Genomic DNA, 20,212 nt, shown 5'->3' on the forward strand with positions numbered 1-20,212 from the left:
CTCGTCCTGGCGCAATTGATACTGGAGCAGCTCGCCTTCGAGCAGGCGGCGCCTGAAGTCACGCTGGAGCAGGGGATGGGGCAGGGCAACCAGTTCCGCTCCGATCAAGCGGCCCAGATCGGCCCCTCGTTCGATATCGTAGACCTCGGCGGGTGCGCGCTCGATCTGCCTGCGCCGCAACGCTAGCGCCTGCTGCTTGAAGCGGCCGACCAAACGGGCCAACTGGGCAATTTTGCGATTACTCGCCAGCCGTCGCCCCAGCTCCAGCCGCGCTCCCGCATTGAGCCGTCCGGCCTGCCCGAATTCCACTCCGAAGTCATGGCTGTCGGAGGCGATTTGGTCGATTTCCTGAGCCAACTGGCCGGCCTTTAGCTGCATCCGTTTGAGTTCACCGCGGCGGGCCTGGTCGACCTGCGCCACGACCGCGCGAGCCTTCTGATTCAAACGGGCTTCGGCCACCTGAGCGGCGCGGGCCGCGGCCTGTTTGAGCTGCTCCAACCTCGCGCGCTGCACCTTTTCTTGGTCGGGCTCGCCCGCGGCAGGTTCAAGCTTTAAGTCCGTGGCCGCCTCCAGTTCCTGGGCCCGTTCGGCCAGTTCCTCTTCCTGACGCTTGAGCTCCCACAGATCGAGCATCTCGCGCCGATTGATCAGCCGCTCCGCTCGCACCAGTTCCGCCGCTTGTTCGCCCAGGGCCAGCGCCGCGATCGCAGCCTTATCTTCGTCGAGCAGGGTGCGCTGTTTGAGCGCCTTAAAGGTCGCCGTGTCGATCAGGTCGTTCAAAATCATGCGATTGAGCACGGTGCTGGCACGCACCGAGTCGGGCTTGAGCCACACCAGATTAGCCTTGAAGAGAGCATAAAACAGATCGCGCAAAAGCTCGCCGAAGTGCGGCACCAGCCGCTCGCCGCTGTCAATGAGCTCGCCAATCGTGGCCGCCTGCGCGGTCAACTCTCCCCATGCTTGGCGGTCGTAGCTGTCCGCTTCCAGCCAACCGGTATTGGCTGCCACCACGGGAATCGGCACGGCGGACCTGCGCGCTTTGGGCCTGGCCATCGTTCTAAGCTTATCTCAGCGCCGGGGCGTGTCGCTATCGCGGAGATTAGCTGGGTCCTTTGCACTACTCTTCTCCTGTCGTGCAAGTGACTCCCACAAGTTTTCCCGGGTCTGACAACCAGCAGGAGCAGCCGGTACAATGCTTGCGTGACGGGCTTCACGGTGTCATCGATAAATCCATGAAGTACGGGGGTGCAACGACCGCAGAAGATTTATAAATCGGCGGGCAACGGGGCGACAGCATGGTTAGCGAGGATTGGCGCGACGAGGTGGCACGGCGCCGGCATGCGCTGTTGCTGGCGGTGGTCGACGACTTTGTGAAAACCGCTGAGCCGGTCGGCTCCCATCATTTGGCGGCGCGGTACGCCTTGGGGGTGAAGGCGGCCACGGTACGTGCGATGATGGCTGAGTTGGAGCGCGAGAATTACCTCTACCAGCCCTATACTTCGGCCGGACGCATTCCCACCGACAAAGGCTTTCGCTATTACGTGGACCACCTCAGGCCGGGCTGGCGTATCAGCCAGCAAGATAAGACTCATATCGAATACCATTACTCGGCCCGCGAGCGGGACCTGAGCGCCCTCTTGCGTGATACTAGCCACCTGTTGGCGCTGCTCTCGGGCCAAGTGGCAGTGGTGGTCACACCGCGCTTCGAGGCAATCGAGCTGGCCGAAGTCGCCTTCACTCGCCTGCGCCAGCGCCAGGTGCTGACCGTGTTGGTCGCCGCCGGCGCAATTCATCAACGCGTGATCGAAACCGAACGCGATTACTCCAGCGAAGAACTGCAGCGGGTGGCGAGCTATCTTAACCGGATCATCGAAGGACGCACCTTAGACGAGGCGCGCGCTCTAATCGAGGCCGCGCTGGGAGAAGAGAGCAGCAGTCATGACCGCTTCGTGCGTGAAGCGCTGCGGCTGGGCGAGGCGGCCGTCAGCGCCCCGGTACCAGTGGACGTGCTGATCGAGGGCGGAGCCAAGGTCGTGCATCAGCCCGAATTCGACGATCCCGGCAAGTTGCGGCAATTGGTGGAGGCGCTGGAGGACAAGAGCGCCCTGCTGGGCCTATTGGAAAATACCCTGGAGGGCGAGAGCGTGGATGTCTCCATCGGCTCCGAACACGCCCCTCGATTGAGCGATCTCAGCATGGTGGGAGCGCCCTACCGTCACGGCTCAGCGCCAGTGGGCGCGCTGGCCGTCTTGGGGCCGGTGCGGATGGACTATGGACGGGTCATCGCGCTGGTGGACTACACCGCCCGGGCGCTCTCGCGCGCGCTCGAATCCTGAGCCCCACTGGCGGCATCCTGGCAACAAGTTCCGCTTTACCACGCTTACCCGGCGAGCGACGCAAAACCGGCTTTTAGCGGGTCGATGCGCGATGTAAAGCTGGACTCCTTACTCAACACTCCGCCTGGCCGGTGAGAGGTAAGAGCCGGGGGGACCTGCCGCGGAGACTTTTTCCGCGCCAGGCTAGCATCGCGGGCGATCATGGTTATCTTGGTGGACAGTGCGACTCAGACGTGGAAGGAAAATGACGGAGCATAAGCATCATGGCCGTCCCCAACGCGAGGAGGGCCAGGAACAGCCGCACGGCACGGCCGAGGAAGAAACTGCCCAAAGCCAACTTCAGCACGACCATGACTCGCAACCGGAGCGGAGCGCTGAGCTGGAGCGAGAGCTGGTCCAGCTCCGCGAGGAATTGGAGCAAGTGCGCCGGACTTGCACCCAGCGCGAGCAGGAAGTGGCGGAACTCAAGGACAAATTTCTGCGCGCCGTGGCCGAAGCCGACAACAGCCGCAAACGGATCCGCCAACAGGCCGATGAAACTGTCCGGCTGCAACGCGAGAGTTTGCTGCGCGATTTGCTGGCAATTGTCGATAATCTAGAACGTGCGGTGGCGGCCGCGCGCGGGGGCGGCAATGGCAAGCCCATCGTCGAAGGAGTCGAGATGGTGCTGCGCTCGATGATTGACTTTCTGCGCAGCCACGGGGTCACCCAGCTAAGCGCGCTGGGACAGCCCTTCGATCCGCTCCTGCACGAGGCGGTAGACCAGATAGAAAGCGATCAGCATCAGCCCAATACTGTGGTTGACGAATTTGTACGCGGTTACCAGGTGGGCGATCGTTTGCTGCGCCCGGCCCGGGTAGCGGTAGCCAAGCTACCCAGCGCCGGCAAGACCGGCGAGGAGCCGGAGGAAAGCTAGAGGTGGCTTGAAAAGCCACCAACGCTGGTTAAGTTGAAAACTAGTTTGGTTCCCCGCTCAGGTGGGCCTGGGAGCCACGGAAGAGGCACGCAATGGCGAAAGTAATCGGCATCGACCTGGGGACCACTAATAGCTGCGTCGCAATCATGGAGGGTGGTGACCCGGTTGTTATCGCGAATTCCGAGGGCAGCCGGACCACCCCGTCGGTAGTCGCGTTCACCGAGTCCGGTGAGCGCTTGGTGGGGCAGATCGCCAAGCGGCAGGCGATCACCAACCCCACCAACACCGTCTTCGCAATCAAGCGCCTGATGGGCCGTCGCTTCGAGGATCCTGAGGTCCAAAAAGCGCTGAAGGTGCTGCCCTACAAGGTGGCCAAGAACGACGACGGTGCAGCTTGGGTGGATATTCGTGGCAAGCGCTATAGTCCCCCCGAGATTTCGGCCTTTATTTTGCAAAAAATGAAACAGACGGCCGAGGACTACCTGGGCGAAAAAGTCACCGAGGCGGTCATCACGGTACCGGCCTATTTTAACGACAGCCAGCGCCAAGCCACCAAGGATGCCGGCCGGATCGCCGGTTTGGATGTCCTGCGGATCATCAACGAACCCACCGCGGCCTCGCTAGCCTACGGCCTGGACAAGAAGAAAGACGAAAAAATCGCAGTCTTCGACCTCGGCGGTGGCACCTTCGACATCTCGATTCTGGAGTTGGGCGAAGGAGTCTTCGAAGTCAAGGCGACCAATGGCGACACTTTCTTGGGCGGCGAGGATTTCGACCAACGAGTGATTGATTATCTGGCCGACGAATTTCGCAAGGACCAGGGCATCGATCTGCGTCAGGATCGGATGGCGCTGCAGCGGCTCAAGGAAGCAGCGGAAAAGGCCAAGTGCGAATTATCTACCGTGATGGAGACCGATATCAATCTGCCCTTCATCACCGCCGACCAGTCTGGTCCCAAACATCTGACCATGAAGCTGACCCGAGCCAAGCTGGAGGCGCTGTGTGCCGACCTGCTGGACCGGCTCGAAGAGCCCTGCCGGATAGCCTTGCGCGACGCGGGACTGAAGACTTCGGAAATCAACGAGGTGGTGCTGGTAGGCGGCATGACCCGGATGCCTGCGGTGCAGGAGCGGGTGCGCCGCCTGTTCGGGCGCGAGGGGCACAAGGGGGTCAACCCCGACGAAGTGGTGGCGGTGGGCGCCGCTATCCAGGGCGGCGTGCTCAAGGGCGAGGTCAAAGATGTCCTGTTGCTGGACGTGACTCCGCTTTCGCTGGGAATCGAGACCTTGGGTGGTGTATTCACCAAATTGATCGAGAAAAACACCACTATCCCGACTCGCAAAGGGCAGGTTTTTTCCACTGCCCAGGACAACCAGACCGCGGTTACCATCCGAGTGTTCCAGGGCGAACGGGAGATGGCTGCTGACAACAAGCTGTTGGGTCAATTCGACTTGATAGGGATTCCGCCCGCACCGCGTGGGATGCCGCAGGTGGAGGTCACCTTCGATATCGACGCCAACGGGATCGTCAATGTGCACGCCAAGGATTTAGGCACCAATAAGGAGCAATCGATCCGGATTACCGCATCCTCCGGCCTGACTGAGGACGAGATCAAGAAAATGGTGCGTGACGCCGAGGCGCACGCCGAAGAGGACAAGCGCAAACGGGCGGCTATCGAGGCTCGCAACAAGCTCGACAACCTAATCTACACCACCGAGAAATCGCTCAAGGAATACGGAGAGAACTTGGACGCAGCTGCGCGCAAGACGGTGGACGATGCCCTGAGCTCCGCGCGCGCCAAGTTGGAATCGCAAAACCCCGACGAACTTAATCGGGCTTCTGAGGCCCTGAGCGAGGCCTCGCATAAGCTGGCCGAGGCGATGTACAGCAAGGCGCGGACCCAGTCCGAAGCAGCCGGTGGCGCAGCGGGCAATGCCAGCGGCAGCCAAGCCAGCGGCGGCGGAGAACAGCCGCCCAAGGACGATGTAGTGGACGCCGATTATCGCGAGGTCAAGGACTAAACCTTCGCACTTGCCGCTGCCAAGGCAAACTGCTGTGCCTCCTCAGGTGGGGGCGGGGTCTCCGGGCAGGCGCGTACGCCCGCTCGGGACCCGCTCCGGGGACTGAGGTGGCATACGGTTTTACTTGGCTAAATGGCCGCAGCGTTAAAAACCAAGCGCTTGAGGCTATCGTAGGCTGGCGAACTGAAGTAAACTATGGAAGGGATGGCGGTTAACAACAAGCGGGATTATTATGAGGTCCTCGGCTTGGCGCGAGGGGCCGGCGAGGACGAGATCAAAAAAGCCTATCGCCGTTTGGCCATCCAGTTTCATCCCGACCGTAATCCCGGCAATCGCCAGGCCGAGGAGCGCTTCAAGGAAATCAACGAAGCCTACCAGGTGCTTTCCGACCCGGAAAAGCGCCTGCAGTACGATCGTTTCGGCCACGCCGCTTTTCAAGGTCCCCAAGGGCCCGGCGGTTTTGGCGGGTTTGACTTCTCCCAGGGTTTCGAAGACGTTTTTTCCGACATTTTTGGCGATTTCTTCGGCACCGGCCGCGGTCGCTCGCGCTCGCGCAGCCGCCGCGGCGACGATTTGCGCTATGACCTAGAGGTCGAATTCGAAGAGGCTCATCGCGGCGCCGACAAAATCATCAAAATCGACCGACTAACGCTGTGCGAAGCCTGCAATGGCTCCCGCACCGCTGCGGGCAGCGCGGGGATGCGAGCTTGTCCCAATTGCCGAGGCTCGGGACAGGTGCGCACTCAGCAGGGCTTCTTTTCCATCTCCACCACCTGCGCCCAATGCCGCGGTGAAGGATCGATCATTTCCGACCCTTGCCCCAAATGTCAGGGACAAGGCCGACTGCGTAAGCGCCAATCGCTCTCCGTGCATATCCCGCCCGGCGTGGACAACGGTTCACGCCTGAAACTGCGCGGCGAGGGCGAGGCAGGGTTCGGAGGCGGAATGGCAGGTGACCTGTATGTGGTCATCCAGGTCAAAGAACATCCCATCTTCGCCCGCCAGGACAACGACGTGGTAGTCGAAGTCCCTATCAGCTTCCCGCAGGCTGCGCTGGGCGCGGACATCGACGTGCCCACCCTGGATGGCAAAGTTAAGTTCAAGGTCCCTGCGGGGACCCAATCGGGCAAAGTCTTCCGCCTCAAGGGCAAGGGCTTTGCCGATCTGCACGGTTATGGCCGTGGCGACGAACTGGTCCGCCTGGTGGTGGAAACACCGCGCCGACTGACCCTGCGCCAACGTGAGTTGCTTGAGGAGTTCGCGCAGATCTCTGGGGAAGAAGTCACCCACCCCCTCTCCAAGGGGTTCGTGGATAAGATTCGCGAGATGTTTGGCTGAAGGCGTGGCGCTCGCGCCGCATCTGGCAGGGAGCCCAGAAGAGATGGCAGCAGGCTCGATCCAACCCGCCCAAACCCTCGACGATCTCTACGCCCAAATGAGGGCACAGGAGCAAAACCGCAGTCCCAGCTTCTTCCATCTGCGCGCCCAGCTCCCGCTTCAGGGCCGCACCCACCTGCCGCTGGCGACCACCGATCGGATGCGGGTGTGGCTGAAGACCTACGCCTCCGGCGGGGAGAACGAACTTCACGCCCATCCCTTGGAAGATCACGTATTCGTAGTGTTACAAGGTGCGGCTGAATTCCATGACCGCGAGGGCACGGCTTGGCAGGTGGAAAAACTGGACGGCGTCTTTTTGCCGCGTGGCGCCTTCTATTGGTTCAAGACTGTAAGCGACGAACCGCTCGTGATGCTACGCGTGGGTGCGATCGCGCCCGGCGCCGACTTGATGAAGGACGGGCGAATCGACGTCAACGGCCAGCCAATGAGCGGCTATTCGGTCGAAAACAAGGAAGTACCGCTGATCCTGAGCGATCGTTGGTTCGAGTAGCGCCTTGCGAGCAGCGGGCAGAGCCCACGATTTTCGCCTTTCTGTCCAATCTTTGATTGGTTTTTCTGCTTTCAGTTTTTCTATTTGATCCCTCGATCGTGGAATGGGCGCCACGCGCCTCACTTGAGGGCAGTGAGCGGCTGTGCTCGCACAATCCCTCCCCCGCCACGAACAGAAATGTAGTTGCTAACTGCCGCGATGGCTGCCAATGCGCACCTCCCGTGGACGGGCACCGTCGGCGGGCGCAACCAGGCCTTCGCGCTCCATCTGCTCCACCATTCGCGCGGCGCGGTTGTAGCCCACTCGCAGGCGGCGCTGGATCATGGAGATTGAGGCTTGGTTGGTCTCGGTCACGATTCTCACCGCTTCGTCGTACATCGGGTCGCGCTCGTACCCCTCCTCGACGGCTTCGGCATCATCACGCGCGGTCTCTAGAATCTCCATCTGATAGGTCGGAGAACCCTGACGACGCAGGTAGTCGGTAACCTTGCGAATTTCATTCTCGGAAACGAAGGGGCCATGCAGGCGGCGCAATTTGGCAGTACCCGGGGGCATGAAAAGCATATCGCCCTCGCCCAGCAGCCGCTCGGCGCCGATATTGTCTAAAATCGTGCGCGAATCCACCCGCGAGGCGGTCTGCAATGAGATCCGCGCGGGCAGGTTGGCCTTGATAAGACCGGTGAGAACATCGACCGAGGGACGCTGGGTTGCCAGCAGCAGATGGATTCCGGCCGCACGCGCTTTTTGCGCCAAGCGAGTGATGTCGCGCTCGACGTTTTTACCTTCGGTCAGGATCAGATCGGCCAATTCGTCGATAACGATCACCAGCTTGGGCATCCGCTGATGGACGATCGGGGCTTCGTTGGGATCGCCGTCGAAGGCGAGTTGGCCGCGTTCGGCCAGCCCCCGCTGACCTGCCTCGATTGCCTGGTTGTAGCCGTCGATATTGCGCACCGCCATATCGCGCATTACTCGGTAACGGCGCTCCATCTCCCGCACCGCCCACAACAGTGCCGCCGCTGCCTTATCGGGATCCACCAGCACCGGCACCAGCAGATGGGGAATATGTTCGTACACCGACAACTCCAGCATCTTGGGATCAATCAAAATGAAGCGGACGTCGTCGGCGGTGGCGTTGAATAGAATCGAGGAGATCATGGTGTGGATCGAGACGGACTTGCCCGTCCCGGTCGCTCCCGCGATCAGCAGATGCGGCATACGGGCTAAGTCAGCCACCACCGGGTGGCCGGCGATATCCTTGCCCAGAGCGATAGTCAGATGGCTGCGGGCGGCCGCGAACTCCTCGCTTTCTAGGATCTCGCGCAAATAGACTTTCTCGCGCTTGCGGTTGGGAACCTCGATCCCCACAACCGCCTCGCCCGGCACTGGCGCCTGAATTCGGATCGCCAGGGCTCGCAAGGCCATCGACAGGTCATCGGCCAGATTGACAATCTGGCTTACCTTAATCCCCGAGGCCGGCTCGAATTTATACATCGTGACCACGGGGCCGGGCTGAACCGCGACCACTTGCCCTTCGACCCCAAAATCACCCAGCTTTTGCTCCAGCATCTGCGCACTACGCTGCAGGGCGGTCTCGTCCACTTTGGTGTGCTCGGACGGAGGCGTGTCGAGCAACGCCAGGGGCGGTAGCTTGAACTTGCCCGCACGCGGCTTAGCGGCCGCGCGCTCCGGCGCAGCTTCCTCGGGCTTGCTCCACAGCATCGAGGCCAAGAGCTCGATCGCACCGCGCGGCGCCGGCGGCACAGGCAGGTCTTCTTGGGTTAGGCCCAATTCGATTGGAACCGCCTGAAGGTCATCCACCGGGTCGCCTTTATCGGGCCTTCGACGCCAGGGTAAGGCGCGGGACAAACTGGAGGCCAGGATGACCGCCAGAGCGGTCGGCGGACGGCGAGTGAGCATGGCAACACCGCAGATAAGGCCCAGGCTGACCACAAGGTAGGCGCCCGTGATACCCGCCGAACGCATCAGCCAACCGGCGGCCCAGAGCCCCCAGTACCCAGCAGCCATCGGCGTGGCGACCAACCCGGCCGCCACCATCAGCGCCCCCAGGACGAGGGCACCGCCGGCAATCAAGCGCACCGCCGCCATCCATTGGAGATTGCGCCAGATTCGCCACGCCAACCATCCGGCCAGCAGGCAGACACCTACCGCCCCCAGCCCCAGCCGGGTCACCAAGGCAGTCGCCAGGGCCAGCCCCCAGGGGCCGCAAAAGGCGGTGTCACGAGGGGCGGCGAGCAGGCTTAATCCGGCAAAGAGCGCAGCGGCCAAAAGTGCCAGGGCAATCAATTCGCGCCCCATCCCATTGCGCAAGGGCGTGCTCAGAACCAGCGGCTCCTGGGACGTGCCGCGCGCGCTTATAACTCGACCACCCACGGCATGACAACCGGCTGGTGTCCCACCTCTTGGGCGAAATAGGAGCGCAGGGCGCGGTTGATGGCATCTTTGGTCTCGTTGACACCGCGTCGGCGGGGTAGCCTATCCGCCAGGGCTTGGCGCACCTTCTCAGTGGCGCGACGCAGATGGAGCGTGGCTTGATCGTCGGCCAGGAAGCCGCGAGCCAACAGCTCGGGCCCCAGCAGCAATTCGCCGCTACCTTCTTCTAGCACCACCGCGGCGGTAACCACGCCCGCAAACGCCAACCGCTCGCGCTCACGCAGCAGCTCCTCGGGCTCCAAGCTGCTGCCGTCGCTGAACAGGCGCCCAACCGGTATTTTGGCAGCGCGACGCACCGATCCGGAGCGCAATTCCAACGGTTCGCCATTTTGCAACAGAAAGCAGTTTTCGGGCTTGATACCCGCACCCGCAGCCAGCGCAATATGCCGTTTGAGATGGCGGTACTCGCCATGGACTGGAACGAAGTAGCGCGGCCGCACGGTGTCAATCATCTGGGTAAGTTCGTCCGCGCCGGCATGTCCGGACACATGCACTGGTGCCACGCCCTCGTAAAACACCTCGGCTCCCTGGCGAAAAAGGTTATCGATCAGGCGATGAATGAGCCGTTCGTTGCCGGGGATAAAGCGCGAGGAAAGGATTACCACATCTTCCCGATTAAGCCGCACGCGGGGATGAATTCCGGTGGCGATCTTGACCATCGCCGAGAGCGGCTCGGCTTGACTGCCGGAGGCCAGTAGTCCCACCGGGCGGGCGGCGTGAGCCAAAAGCTCGCGCTCCTCGATCAGGACTCCGCGCGGCACCTTGAGGTGGCCCAGCGCCATTCCCAACCGCGCGCTCTCACCCACCCGCCGGCCCAACAAGGCAACCGCTCGCCCCTGCTCCTGGCAGACCTCGATAAACTGACGGAAGCGATGGAGGTGGGAGGAAAAGGCCGACAGCAACACCTTGCCGTGCGCGGTGGCCATCAATTCGCGCAACACCGGCTTGATGGTGCTCTCGGAGGGGGTGCGCCCGGGCCGTTCGGCGTTGGTCGAATCCGACAGCATCAGCGTCACGCCTTGCGCACCCAGCTCGCCCAGCCGCTGAAGATCGGTCACCTGACCATCTACCGGGGTCTCGTCAATTTTGAAATCACCGGTATGTACGATCAGGCCAACTGGAGTATCGATCGCCAGTGCTAGAGCATCGGGCGTAGAGTGGGTAACCCTAATCGCCTCGACCGTAAAGGGGCCAATCGCGATGCGCTGTCCGGCCTGGAGCTGGCGCAAGTCCCAGGTGCCAGCGGCGCCGCGCTCCAGTAGACGCTGGCGCGCGACCGCCAAGGCAAGATCGCTGCCATAGACCGGCACGCGGTAGTGCTGCAGGAGGTAGGGCAGCGCCCCGACATGGTCGTCGTGGCCATGGGTCAAGACCACGGCCAGCGGCTTGGTTTGCGCCAAATAGGTGAGATCGGGCACTAGCAGATCGGCGCCCAATAACCGTTGCTCGGGGAAAGTCACGCCGGCATCTATAATGAGTGCCTCGCCGCCACTTTCCACAACCATCAGATTGAGGCCAATCTCGCCCAGGCCACCCAGGGCGACCAGCCTTACACAGCTGTCGGTTTGCGTCAGACTCGCCACCTCAACCCCTCGTTTACCCCACTACCAAGCGTACTATATATCCTGGCGCAGGGGCGCAAAAGCGCGCCCTGCCCCAGCGCAGCCGCAGTCTGGGCTTGCCTTGGGCGGGGCGAAGCAGGTAACTTTGCACCGGGGAGCGGCGTGCCATGTCGGTCAATAAAGCCATCCTAGTGGGTAATTTGGGCAAAGACCCCGAGGTTCGCTACCTGCCTTCGGGCCAAGCGGTGGCCAGTTTTTCGCTTGCCACCAGCGACAATTATACCGACCGCGGCGGCACGCGGCAGGAACGAACCGAATGGCACAACATTGTGGTTTTCGGCAAACAAGCGGAGCTGGCTAGCCAATACCTCAAGAAAGGGCGCCAAGTCTATATCGAGGGGCGCATCTCCAATCGCCAGTACGAAGCCAAGGACGGCAGCGGTAAGCGCTATCGCAGCGAAATTATCGCCCAGCGCATCCAGTTTCTGGGCGGGCGCGCGGGCGGTTCAAGTGCGGTAGAGGACCCTGGCGATATGGGTGCCGATCTCCCGCCCCCTCTCACGGGTGGTGGTGACGATGAGGATATCCCCTTTTAAGATCTGCCTGACAGTTGTATCTTAACCAAGCGTTACCCTCGCTATTGCGATTGGCCGTTGGCCCAACGACCCCCAAGCCGCAAGAAGCAAGGTTTCATTGTGAACCAAGCGAGCCTCTCTTTTGAAATCGGCGTTCCCCTGCTCCATCGAGGGCAACGCGCGCCAGTGGTCACGGGCAACATTCGCACCTGCTTCCAATTAATTAACTGACAGCATTTAGCAAATCTTGGCGTGGCTATCAGGGCAGGTCCGCGGGTTGCGGAACCGCCACGCTAGGCACCACGCCACAGAGTGGCATTGGCACGGGCATGGATCAGAACCAGCAAGCGCGCCATATCGATCGGCTTGCGCACCACCGTAATGTCGCAAAGTTCCGCCGGATAGGGCGCGTCCAGCGCCGTCAACGCGATCACAGGGATCGAGGCCAACGCAGGATCGCGAGCTTGCAATGAGCGAAACTGCAATCCATCCATGACCGGCATCATCAGGTCGAGCAAAATCAACCCAACATTGCGCTCCTGGCGTAAATAGCGCAGCGCTTCCAGACCGTTGGCAGCCTGTGCCACCTTGAAACCTTCTTCGGTCAGGATCTGCGAAATCGCCTCGCGGGTGTCACGATCGTCTTCAACGATTAGAATCTGTCCTACCCCGGCACGCCTGGATAGCGCGTCGGGATGGCTGTTGTGGCGACGAGAACTGGAAAACGTTGTTCCTGGTAAGCGTTCCTCCTCACCTTTAGTCCGAAATAAAAAAGTCATTCGTTCCTACTTACGGCGCCCACGCATAGCGTCGTTCTTGCTTACGAGCGCGCGTAATTTTTACGTTACCCAGCTCCTGGACATAAAGAAACAAAAAAGATCCCGTTACGCTCATGGGTAGAGTTAAGGAAATTCCTTTGGGCTGGCCACGCGCCCTCAGGCATGGACCGGGCCGACCCAATCGAGAGTCTCCTGCATGCATAGGCGCAAGCGCCAGGGCGCGATATCGCCCAATCCTTCGGGATCCGATACCAGGATCACGCCTACGCGGTTTTTCTTGTCGCTGACCCCGAGCAGGCGCAAGGCCAATCCGGAATCCCCTAGGCTGGCATCAGCAGCGGTGGGTAGGGTCAACACCTTCTTGCCCAGGAAATCCCAAAAGCTGATCCGGTGACTCCCCAACTCGATGCGCAAGCGGCCCCCCTGGTAATAGATGTCCAGGCACTCGTTCAAGTTGGGCTTACTCAGCCCGCCGCCGTTGAGATTGTGCAATTTGAGCACACCCTCGACCCGCTCTGGCCCGCGGGCAAGATCGATGGTGGCCCGCAGACGTCCGTTTGAGTTGCGAAGCTCCAATAGCCTGTCGCTGTATAACTCGCGTTGCATGTATTAAGGCAATCAGACGGATTACCGCTTGGTCAAGCAAAGAGTTATGACCCTATCGTGATTGCGCTATTGGGCTTATTGGTAGGCCTCATAGCCATGTTTTTCATCAACTTGGAGCCAGCGGAATTTGCAGTATCCTGCTGCTTGCTGCCTGCTGCCTTGTACGAGATTGCGCGGTAGAACGTCAGACCCGTGCTTCTTCAAAATTGGCGGGATGCAGAAACTGAAAAGCATTTACACCGCGAGCCACCCGCCAGCATCATTCCGATCGCGGTCCGCGGAGCGAGGAATCTCAGGCAAAGCATGATGACGTAGGAGGAGCAGTGCTGCCAAGACAAGCCATCGTTGGGATTCCAGAGATTATCCTGAGGCGGCAACCTCACTGCTATTTTTAAGCGGCACGCCTATTTTCCGATGGCGGAATTTCTCCTCCTTAAACCGCGCCCCTAGACCCGCTTCCAATGCAATTGCGGTACGGGGGGTATCTTCAAACCCTCGCGATAGGCGGCAAAGAAGGCGGTGGCGTCCCGCCGCAAGTCCTCCAGCGCCAGGCCATGGTAGTCGGGCGGCAAGCGGCACAGCTTCTCTTCCGCCTTGGTCCATAACCCCTGGGCGCCCCGCCAGTTGTGGCGTCGCGCATGCAGCAGCGCGGCGGCAAGCTGGATCAAGCCCTGGCAGCACTCGCGGTACTGACCTTGGGAATTTTTCCAGGCCTGCTCCCAGACCTCGTGACTGGCAAAAAAAGCTTGCTGATTGAACAGTTCCAAACCACGTTGGAACCATAGCTCCACCGCGTCGTCGTCGTTCATACCGTCGTCGTGAGGCGCCGGGTTGGTGGGGAGTTGCGATGCCCATTGTTTGCGAGGACTGCTCTGCCTCGCCAACCCGCAACCGGGCCGAGCTTATATAGGGCTTGACGACGCACAGGCTTCAGCTAAACCCGCTTCACACCCCACCTCGGCAAGGCCAACCCGGGCGACGGTTGACCACGCGAGCTACCCGCTCTGCTCAGGCAAAGAGCATCTCGGACAGCGCGCTACCGGGCGGGATCATAGGCATGACAGCCTCTTCCTTGGGAATAACAACGTCGATTAGGACAGGACCCGCGGTAGCGAAAGCCTCGTCCATGGTGGCCGCGAGATCGGCCGGCCGTTCGACGCGAAATCCTTGGGCACCGTACGCCGCCGCCAATTTGACAAAATCAGGCACCGACATTTCCGAGTACGAGTAGCGCTCCTGGTAGAACCGCTCCTGCCATTGGCGAACCATGCCCAGGAAGTGGTTGTTGAGGATCACCACCTTGAGGTCGACGTTATACTGCACCGCGGTCGCCAACTCTTGGATATTCATCTGGATCGAACCGTCGCCCGACACCACCACTACCTGCCGCTCCGGCGCGGCGAACTTGGCCCCAATCCCGGCGGGCAAGCCGTAGCCCATCGTGCCCAGGCCGCCCGAGGTCAGCAGCGAGCGTGGTCGCTCGAAGGGAAACAGTTGCGCAACCCACATCTGATGCTGTCCAACGTCGGTGGCAATCACGCAGTCGGGCCGAGTATGCCGATGCAGCTCCTCCAGCACGCCTACCGCCGAGATCGCGGCGCCGTTGCCCCGATGCTGGTAGAGCGGTCGTTCCTTCTGCCACTGCAGGATCTGCTGATGCCAACGCGTCCAGGCTTGGTGCTGGCGGGCCAAGCTTTCTCGCCCTCGGGCGGCCTCCAGCAAATCGATCAGCACCGCCTTAATATCTCCTACGATAGGAACATCGACCTTCACATTTTTGGAGATCGAGGCTGGATCGATGTCAATATGAATAATCGACTTGACCTTGGGCGCAAAGTCGGCCAGTCGCCCGGTTACGCGATCGTCAAAGCGCGCGCCCACTGCGATCAGGCAATCGGTGTGACACACCGCCGTATTGGTGGCGTAGGAGCCGTGCATCCCCAGCATCCCTAGGCAGAGCGGATCGGAGGCGGGCACCGAACCCAGTCCCATCAGGGTTTCGCACACCGGGATTCCCAGCCCCCGCACCAGCTGGGTCAATTCCGCCGCCGCGCCCGACCATTGCACGCCCCCGCCGACGTAAAACAACGGGGTCTCGGCCCGCTCGATTGCTTCCAGCGCCCGTTCTATCTGTCGCGGATTACCTTTGACAGTGGGCTTGAAGCCGCGCAATTCCACCCGCTCTGGATATTTGAAGGGATATTCAGCCTGCTGTACGTCCTTGGGCAGATCAATAAGAACCGGCCCTGGCCGCCCGTTGCGGGCGATGTAAAAGGCTTCCTTGATGATACGCGCCAGATCCTTGACGTTCTTGACCAGGAAATTGTGCTTGGTGCAAGGCCTGGTAATCCCAACTACGTCAGCTTCCTGAAACGCGTCGTTACCGATCAGACTGGTCGCAACCTGGCCCGTGATCACCACCAATGGAGTGGAGTCCATGTTGGCATCAGCCAGCCCGGTAACGCAGTTGGTGGCGCCCGGACCTGAGGTTACCAATACCACGCCCGGCCGCCCGCTGACTCGAGCGTAACCCTCCGCCATATGGGTTGCGCCCTGTTCGTGGCGGGCCAGAACGTGGCGAATTTTGGAATCGAGCAAAGCGTCGTAGGTGGGCAAAATAGCGCCCCCAGGATAGCCGAAAATGGTATCCACGCCCTCCTGGAGCAAGCTCTCGATCACGATTTGCGCGCCGGTCAGCTTTTTCATTCGAACCCGTATTGTAGATTCCCTCGTTCTCGCTCGCTAGCGGGGCGCGCGAAAAACCCACCCCGGCTGGGAGACGGCACCCCGATTACCTCCCCCTGAGTCAGGGCGAGATAGGAGAGGAGCGTATGAGCCGGGAAGACCCGGCCCAGCGATTATTGCGCCGGCTCTAGCCGACCGCACCCCATTCCGGTAACTGCCAGACCCTGCTTTCTCTGGCCCATGCGAAGCGCTTGTTCGATCACACACCACCCACTAACTGCGAAAGACAAAGCTTACGTCCCCCAGTCGCACCTCGCTGCCGGGAGTAATCGTGACCCAGCCTTGAACCGGGCGATTATTGAGATAGGTACCGTTAGTGGAATTGAGATCGGTTAGCTGGTAGGTGCCGTTGCGGCGCGCGATCCGAGCATGGTTGCGCGACACGCTGACGTGGGGAATCACCAGGTCGTTCTCTGTACCTCGCCCCAACCCCACATCATCTTTGAGCAGACTGTATTCGGCTGCAATGGGCCCTTCGGGACTCACCGTCACCAAGCGCGCACCGTGACCGGAATCCGGTGGGACCGCCGGCGGTACGGGCGCGGACTCGCGTATCGCTGCCGGTCCGCGGACCTGAGCGGGCGCACCCGCGGCGCGCGGTGGCGGCATCGGCGGGCGCAGCGGCGCTTGGCTCTGGGCCGTCACGATGGCCTTGAGTTCCTCGGCCGGAACACCCAGGCCGGTGCGCGACAGCACCAGCAGCCCGACGATCGCCAGCAGCGGAATCAGCCCATTCCACCAGGCGAAGGAAACTTCGCCAAGGCTGGCCGGCGACCCGGCGCCGGCCGATCCCAAAGTGGGTTCAATGATTCGGCCACCGCCCACCCCTCGCACCTGATACTCGGTGCGCGCCACGGCGCTCTGACCGTCGTAGCTTACCTCCAGCTCGATATGCCGCTCGGTACCGTCCTCGATCGGCCGCGGAGTAAGATAGGTCAAGGAGTACTGCGTGGCAATCGAATGGCCGATTTCGCGCACCAACTCTGAGAAGCGCCCTTCCTCGGTAATAATATTGTACGCGCGGCCATGGGTCGCAGTGACGATCTCATGGTAGTCCGGCGCGATGAACGGCGGGGGAGCTACCGCATACAGACTAAGCCCGTTCTTCTTGAGCAGGGCGGCCACTTCGGAGGCAGTCCGGTTGGTAACGTCGCCTCCGTTCTTATGGTGGTCCCAGAAAGCCTGGTCGTGCTGGGAATTGGCCGAACCGTCGCCGGCATGATGGTCGGGAGCGTCGGTAATCAGGATGATGATGCCCTGCGCGTCAGGACGAAACGGCAGCGAGGCCGCATAGGCAAGCGCGTCGAGCTGATCCTCGGGGATATCGCCGCCGCCGCCGGCGTGCAACGAACCGACCCATTGAGTGAACTCGTCGACGCTGGAGGTCAGCTTGTCGCGGTAGGCGCAATTGCAATCGGAGGCCTGCGAGACCACATAATCCTCGAAGGTCACCAGTCCCAGACGATAGTCGCGATGGTTGGCCTGCAGGTCCTGGGCGAAGGTGATCATATTCTGCTTGACCGCATCGATGTAAGGCTGCATCGATTCCGTGATATCCATCACGAACACGATATCCACCGGCCGGCCCTGGCCCTGACCCCGAAAATCCAGGATTTTCGCCGCTTGCCCATTCTCGAACACCTTGACGTTGCCCACTCGCAGATTGCCCACGGGCTGGCCGTTGGCGTCGGTCAGGCCGAAATCCAGCTCGACCCCGCCATCGCTGTCGAAATGCTGCAAGCCGGGGTTGCCCACCGCGAGCTGAAGCGTAGCGTGGGCGGGGCCGGCTGCTGCCAGCAATGCCACCAGCGCAAACGCGCCCAACCATGCGCCTGTTTTAGCCATCAAGACATACTGATTCTGAAAGCCGCGACGGCAGCAAGTCAATAACCCGACCCCAGGTTGGCTCAGTCTCGCGCGTCGCAACCACTTGCCTTCGTACGTCCGGTAGGTTATCACCAACCAATTCACTTTTACTCATGGTCACTGCGTGAAACGCTTACCGCTTGGTTATACGTCGCTGGTTTTGCTGGCTCCCCTCTCGATTATTGTCGCTCTAATGGTGGGCTCCTTCGGCTGCGGCAGCAGCGGTGGCGGCAGCACCCCCGCGGCAACCCAGGGCTACCTGGAATTGGGCTTCGTGGATAGCCCGACCACCGGGTTCCAGCAAATCAACCTCAACGTGGTCTCCGTACGCTTCAACCCGAGCACCAATCCGAACGTCTCGGACAGTGACCCCAACTGGTACACCATCCCGGCACCGCCGGGCGCGGGTGCGGCCGGCGAATTGGCGTTGGATCTGACCAAAATTGTCGCCAACGTGCAAATGTTCAACACCGCAGCCACCGCCGCGCAGGTCTATTTTCAGGTCGAGCTGCAGCTCGACCCAACCACCCCGGGGACGGTCATCCCCTCCTGTGGCGGTGGCGGCATCGAGGGTTGCGCCAGCTATCCGATTACGATGCCTAACGGGACCAACCTGCGTACAACCACGATCAGCGGCATCCCGGTGGCTGCCTTTGGTCTGACTCCGGTGGTGCTCGACATCAGCCCCGGTACCATCGTGCCTCCCAGCTCGCCGGGAGGCGCCTACACGATGAACAATCCGACCATCTCGGTGCTGACGACCAACCAATTAATGGCCAGCGTTACCGGCACAGTCAACTTTACCGGTGGCTCGCCACTGGCCGGCCAGACCATCAATGCCGAGTTGACTGGAACCAATCAGATCGTCGCTAGCGCTCCGCTGCTGCTCACCTCCAGCGGCACTTCGGCCAGCATCTTCTTGCAGCTTCCGGCCAATCCTAAGCCCCTGGGCACGACCTACGACATCTATATCTCGGGTGGTACCGCGACCACCGCCAGCGTATCTGGATTGAATCTGATTCCCGGGCAACAGGCCCCCCTGACCTTCTCCGTTCAGGCCAAGGGCAGCTTCAACAACGTAAGTGGGACCATCATCGATGGCCCCTCCAACAGCGCGATCAGCGGGGCCACCGTCGATCTTCTGCAACCTCCAAGTAACAACGCCTCCGCCAATTGCACCACCACGCCGCTTAGCTGCGTGGTAATCATGACCACATCCACCAACGAGCAGGGCGCATATCTGCTGTCTTCGGTACCTTTTGGAACCTACGCCATCCGGGCTTCCAATACCGGTAACACCGAACAGATTGAAAGCCTCACCGTCAATGCCAACACGCCGGCTTGCGGCGGCCAAACCGCCACTTGCAACATCACTCTGCCCGGCGTTTTGATTAGCGGTACGGTCCAGATTGATACCGCGCCGCCCGTCGGCACCAACCAGTTGGTCACCGTGGTAGCGGAACGAACCGGAACCAATATTCTGGAGGGCGTGAGCCAAGCCGTGATTCGCGCGGGCTCGACCTCGGGAGCGTTCACGATCGAGGTACCTTCGGGGATGGGCAATGTTGACCTGATAGCGACAGCACAGGATGCTTATCTGGGAGTAGGAACGCCCTATACCGGGCATACCATCGGCGTGGCCGCCAATATCAATCCCAGTCCGAGCACCGGGCCCGCACCCAGTCCGGTGCTGGCGATGAAGTGCGCAGGCCATGGCACCATCGTGGGACAAGCCAACAACGCCGACGCTAACACCCTGGTGTATGTCTCAAAGGTCGACCCCACTACCAACTTGCCGGTGCAACTGGTGGCTAGCAGCGTCGGACCGTCGATCGACGGCTCCGGACAACCAAACCCCAACGCCAATCAATTCTCGGTGTGCGTGCCGCCAGACGCTTACCAGGTGCAGCGCTTCGAATACAGCCAGCCCAGCGCGGGCGCTTCGGCCACCGCCACGCCCGTGGGTACGCCAGTCACGCTGGCCGTACCTGCGCCTTCTGCGACTTCATCGCCCTGTCCCAGCGTGTGCATCTCGGGTGGCTGTCCGGGAGTTTGCAGCGGCACCCAGCTGCCGAGCGCGCTATGAGTTGGGCACAGCGCCAACGGCTATCCGCCTTCAAGGCGCTGGCGCTGATGCTCTTTGCATTGGCGCTAGCGCCCTTGGCGGGGTGCGGCAATTCCTGCCAGGGCTTCAGCGGTTACGGCCCGCTCAACGGCCTGGGATGCGGCGGCGGACCACCGATCCCGCCTCAGACCGCGCTGATGGTCGAAGGCACGCCGGGAACTCCCTTCAACGCAGTCGTCTCCGACACGGTAGCCTCATACCAATTCAACGCGGTTACACCCCTAGGCGTGGTCTACGTTAACAACACCCCGCCGGTGAAGATGCTAGTGCTTAATAAAAGCAAAATTCCCGCGGTGATAAGCATCGAGGGAATTATCGGCGGCAATCCTGTACAATTGG

General features: G+C 61.2%; 16 protein-coding genes. 8 read left to right on the forward strand and 8 right to left on the reverse strand.

The genetic code is table 11. The features are described from left to right. On the reverse strand, positions 1-1,053 hold a 1,053-nt coding region (locus VKV28_11820), incomplete at its 3' end, for a hypothetical protein (protein ID HLH77485.1). Between the two features lie 242 nt (positions 1,054-1,295). On the opposite strand from VKV28_11820, the gene hrcA reads away from it, so the two are divergent. From hrcA to VKV28_11845, 5 genes are all read left to right on the forward strand, one after another. Next, positions 1,296-2,336 carry a heat-inducible transcriptional repressor HrcA gene (gene hrcA, locus VKV28_11825; protein ID HLH77486.1) on the forward strand — a complete coding sequence of 347 codons (1,041 nt, stop codon included), beginning with the start codon at positions 1,296-1,298 and terminating at the stop codon, positions 2,334-2,336. 244 nt (positions 2,337-2,580) lie between these two features. Next, positions 2,581-3,252 (forward strand): nucleotide exchange factor GrpE, encoded by a 672-nt coding sequence (gene grpE, locus VKV28_11830; protein HLH77487.1) that lies wholly within the window; start codon positions 2,581-2,583, stop codon positions 3,250-3,252. A 92-nt stretch (positions 3,253-3,344) separates the two neighbouring features. Beyond that, the gene (dnaK, locus tag VKV28_11835) at positions 3,345-5,273 is read left to right on the forward strand and encodes a molecular chaperone DnaK (GenBank protein HLH77488.1); all 1,929 of its coding nucleotides are present in this window, start codon (positions 3,345-3,347) and stop codon (positions 5,271-5,273) included. Between the two features lie 204 nt (positions 5,274-5,477). After that, complete coding sequence (gene dnaJ / locus VKV28_11840; protein ID HLH77489.1) at positions 5,478-6,611, forward strand: molecular chaperone DnaJ; 1,134 nt, start codon at positions 5,478-5,480, stop codon at positions 6,609-6,611. Positions 6,612-6,654: 43 nt separating this feature from the next. After that, positions 6,655-7,161 (forward strand): cupin domain-containing protein, encoded by a 507-nt coding sequence (locus VKV28_11845; protein HLH77490.1) that lies wholly within the window; start codon positions 6,655-6,657, stop codon positions 7,159-7,161. 186 nt (positions 7,162-7,347) lie between these two features. Here VKV28_11845 and VKV28_11850 read toward each other — a convergent pair whose 3' ends face one another. Continuing rightward, a complete protein-coding gene (locus VKV28_11850; GenBank protein ID HLH77491.1) occupies positions 7,348-9,555 on the reverse strand; it encodes a DNA translocase FtsK in 2,208 nt (735 codons plus the stop codon). Then, complete coding sequence (locus VKV28_11855; GenBank protein ID HLH77492.1) at positions 9,537-11,198, reverse strand: ribonuclease J; 1,662 nt, start codon at positions 11,196-11,198, stop codon at positions 9,537-9,539. Before VKV28_11855 ends, VKV28_11850 begins: the two co-directional genes overlap by 19 nt. A 146-nt stretch (positions 11,199-11,344) precedes the next feature. Between VKV28_11855 and VKV28_11860 the strand changes: the two genes are divergently transcribed. Then, positions 11,345-11,773 (forward strand): single-stranded DNA-binding protein, encoded by a 429-nt coding sequence (locus tag VKV28_11860; protein HLH77493.1) that lies wholly within the window; start codon positions 11,345-11,347, stop codon positions 11,771-11,773. Between the two features lie 272 nt (positions 11,774-12,045). On the opposite strand, the gene VKV28_11865 is transcribed toward VKV28_11860, so the two are convergent. The 5 genes from VKV28_11865 to VKV28_11885 all read right to left on the reverse strand — a co-directional run bounded on the left by VKV28_11865 (position 12,046) and on the right by VKV28_11885 (position 17,727). Further along, positions 12,046-12,531 carry a response regulator gene (locus tag VKV28_11865; GenBank protein ID HLH77494.1) on the reverse strand — a complete coding sequence of 162 codons (486 nt, stop codon included), beginning with the start codon at positions 12,529-12,531 and terminating at the stop codon, positions 12,046-12,048. Between the two features lie 156 nt (positions 12,532-12,687). Beyond that, positions 12,688-13,137, reverse strand: a complete 450-nt coding sequence (locus tag VKV28_11870; GenBank protein ID HLH77495.1) for a hypothetical protein — start codon at positions 13,135-13,137, stop codon at positions 12,688-12,690. Positions 13,138-13,583: 446 nt separating this feature from the next. After that, positions 13,584-13,946 (reverse strand): DUF309 domain-containing protein, encoded by a 363-nt coding sequence (locus VKV28_11875; protein HLH77496.1) that lies wholly within the window; start codon positions 13,944-13,946, stop codon positions 13,584-13,586. A 199-nt stretch (positions 13,947-14,145) separates the two neighbouring features. Beyond that, entirely contained in the window at positions 14,146-15,843 is a 1,698-nt protein-coding gene (gene ilvB, locus VKV28_11880; protein HLH77497.1) for a biosynthetic-type acetolactate synthase large subunit, read from the reverse strand. A gap of 252 nt (positions 15,844-16,095) precedes the next feature. Next, complete coding sequence (locus VKV28_11885) at positions 16,096-17,727, reverse strand: FHA domain-containing protein (GenBank protein ID HLH77498.1); 1,632 nt, start codon at positions 17,725-17,727, stop codon at positions 16,096-16,098. A gap of 145 nt (positions 17,728-17,872) precedes the next feature. On the opposite strand from VKV28_11885, the gene VKV28_11890 reads away from it, so the two are divergent. Together VKV28_11890 and VKV28_11895 are read left to right on the forward strand one after the other, a co-directional pair. Further along, complete coding sequence (locus tag VKV28_11890; GenBank protein ID HLH77499.1) at positions 17,873-19,834, forward strand: carboxypeptidase-like regulatory domain-containing protein; 1,962 nt, start codon at positions 17,873-17,875, stop codon at positions 19,832-19,834. Beyond that, the coding region (locus tag VKV28_11895; GenBank protein HLH77500.1) for a hypothetical protein at positions 19,831-20,212 on the forward strand (382 nt) is incomplete at its 3' end. The genes VKV28_11890 and VKV28_11895, both read left to right, overlap by 4 nt.

Source organism: Candidatus Binataceae bacterium, from assembly GCA_035294265.1.
Classification (GTDB): domain Bacteria; phylum Desulfobacterota; class Binatia; order Binatales; family Binataceae; genus DATGLK01.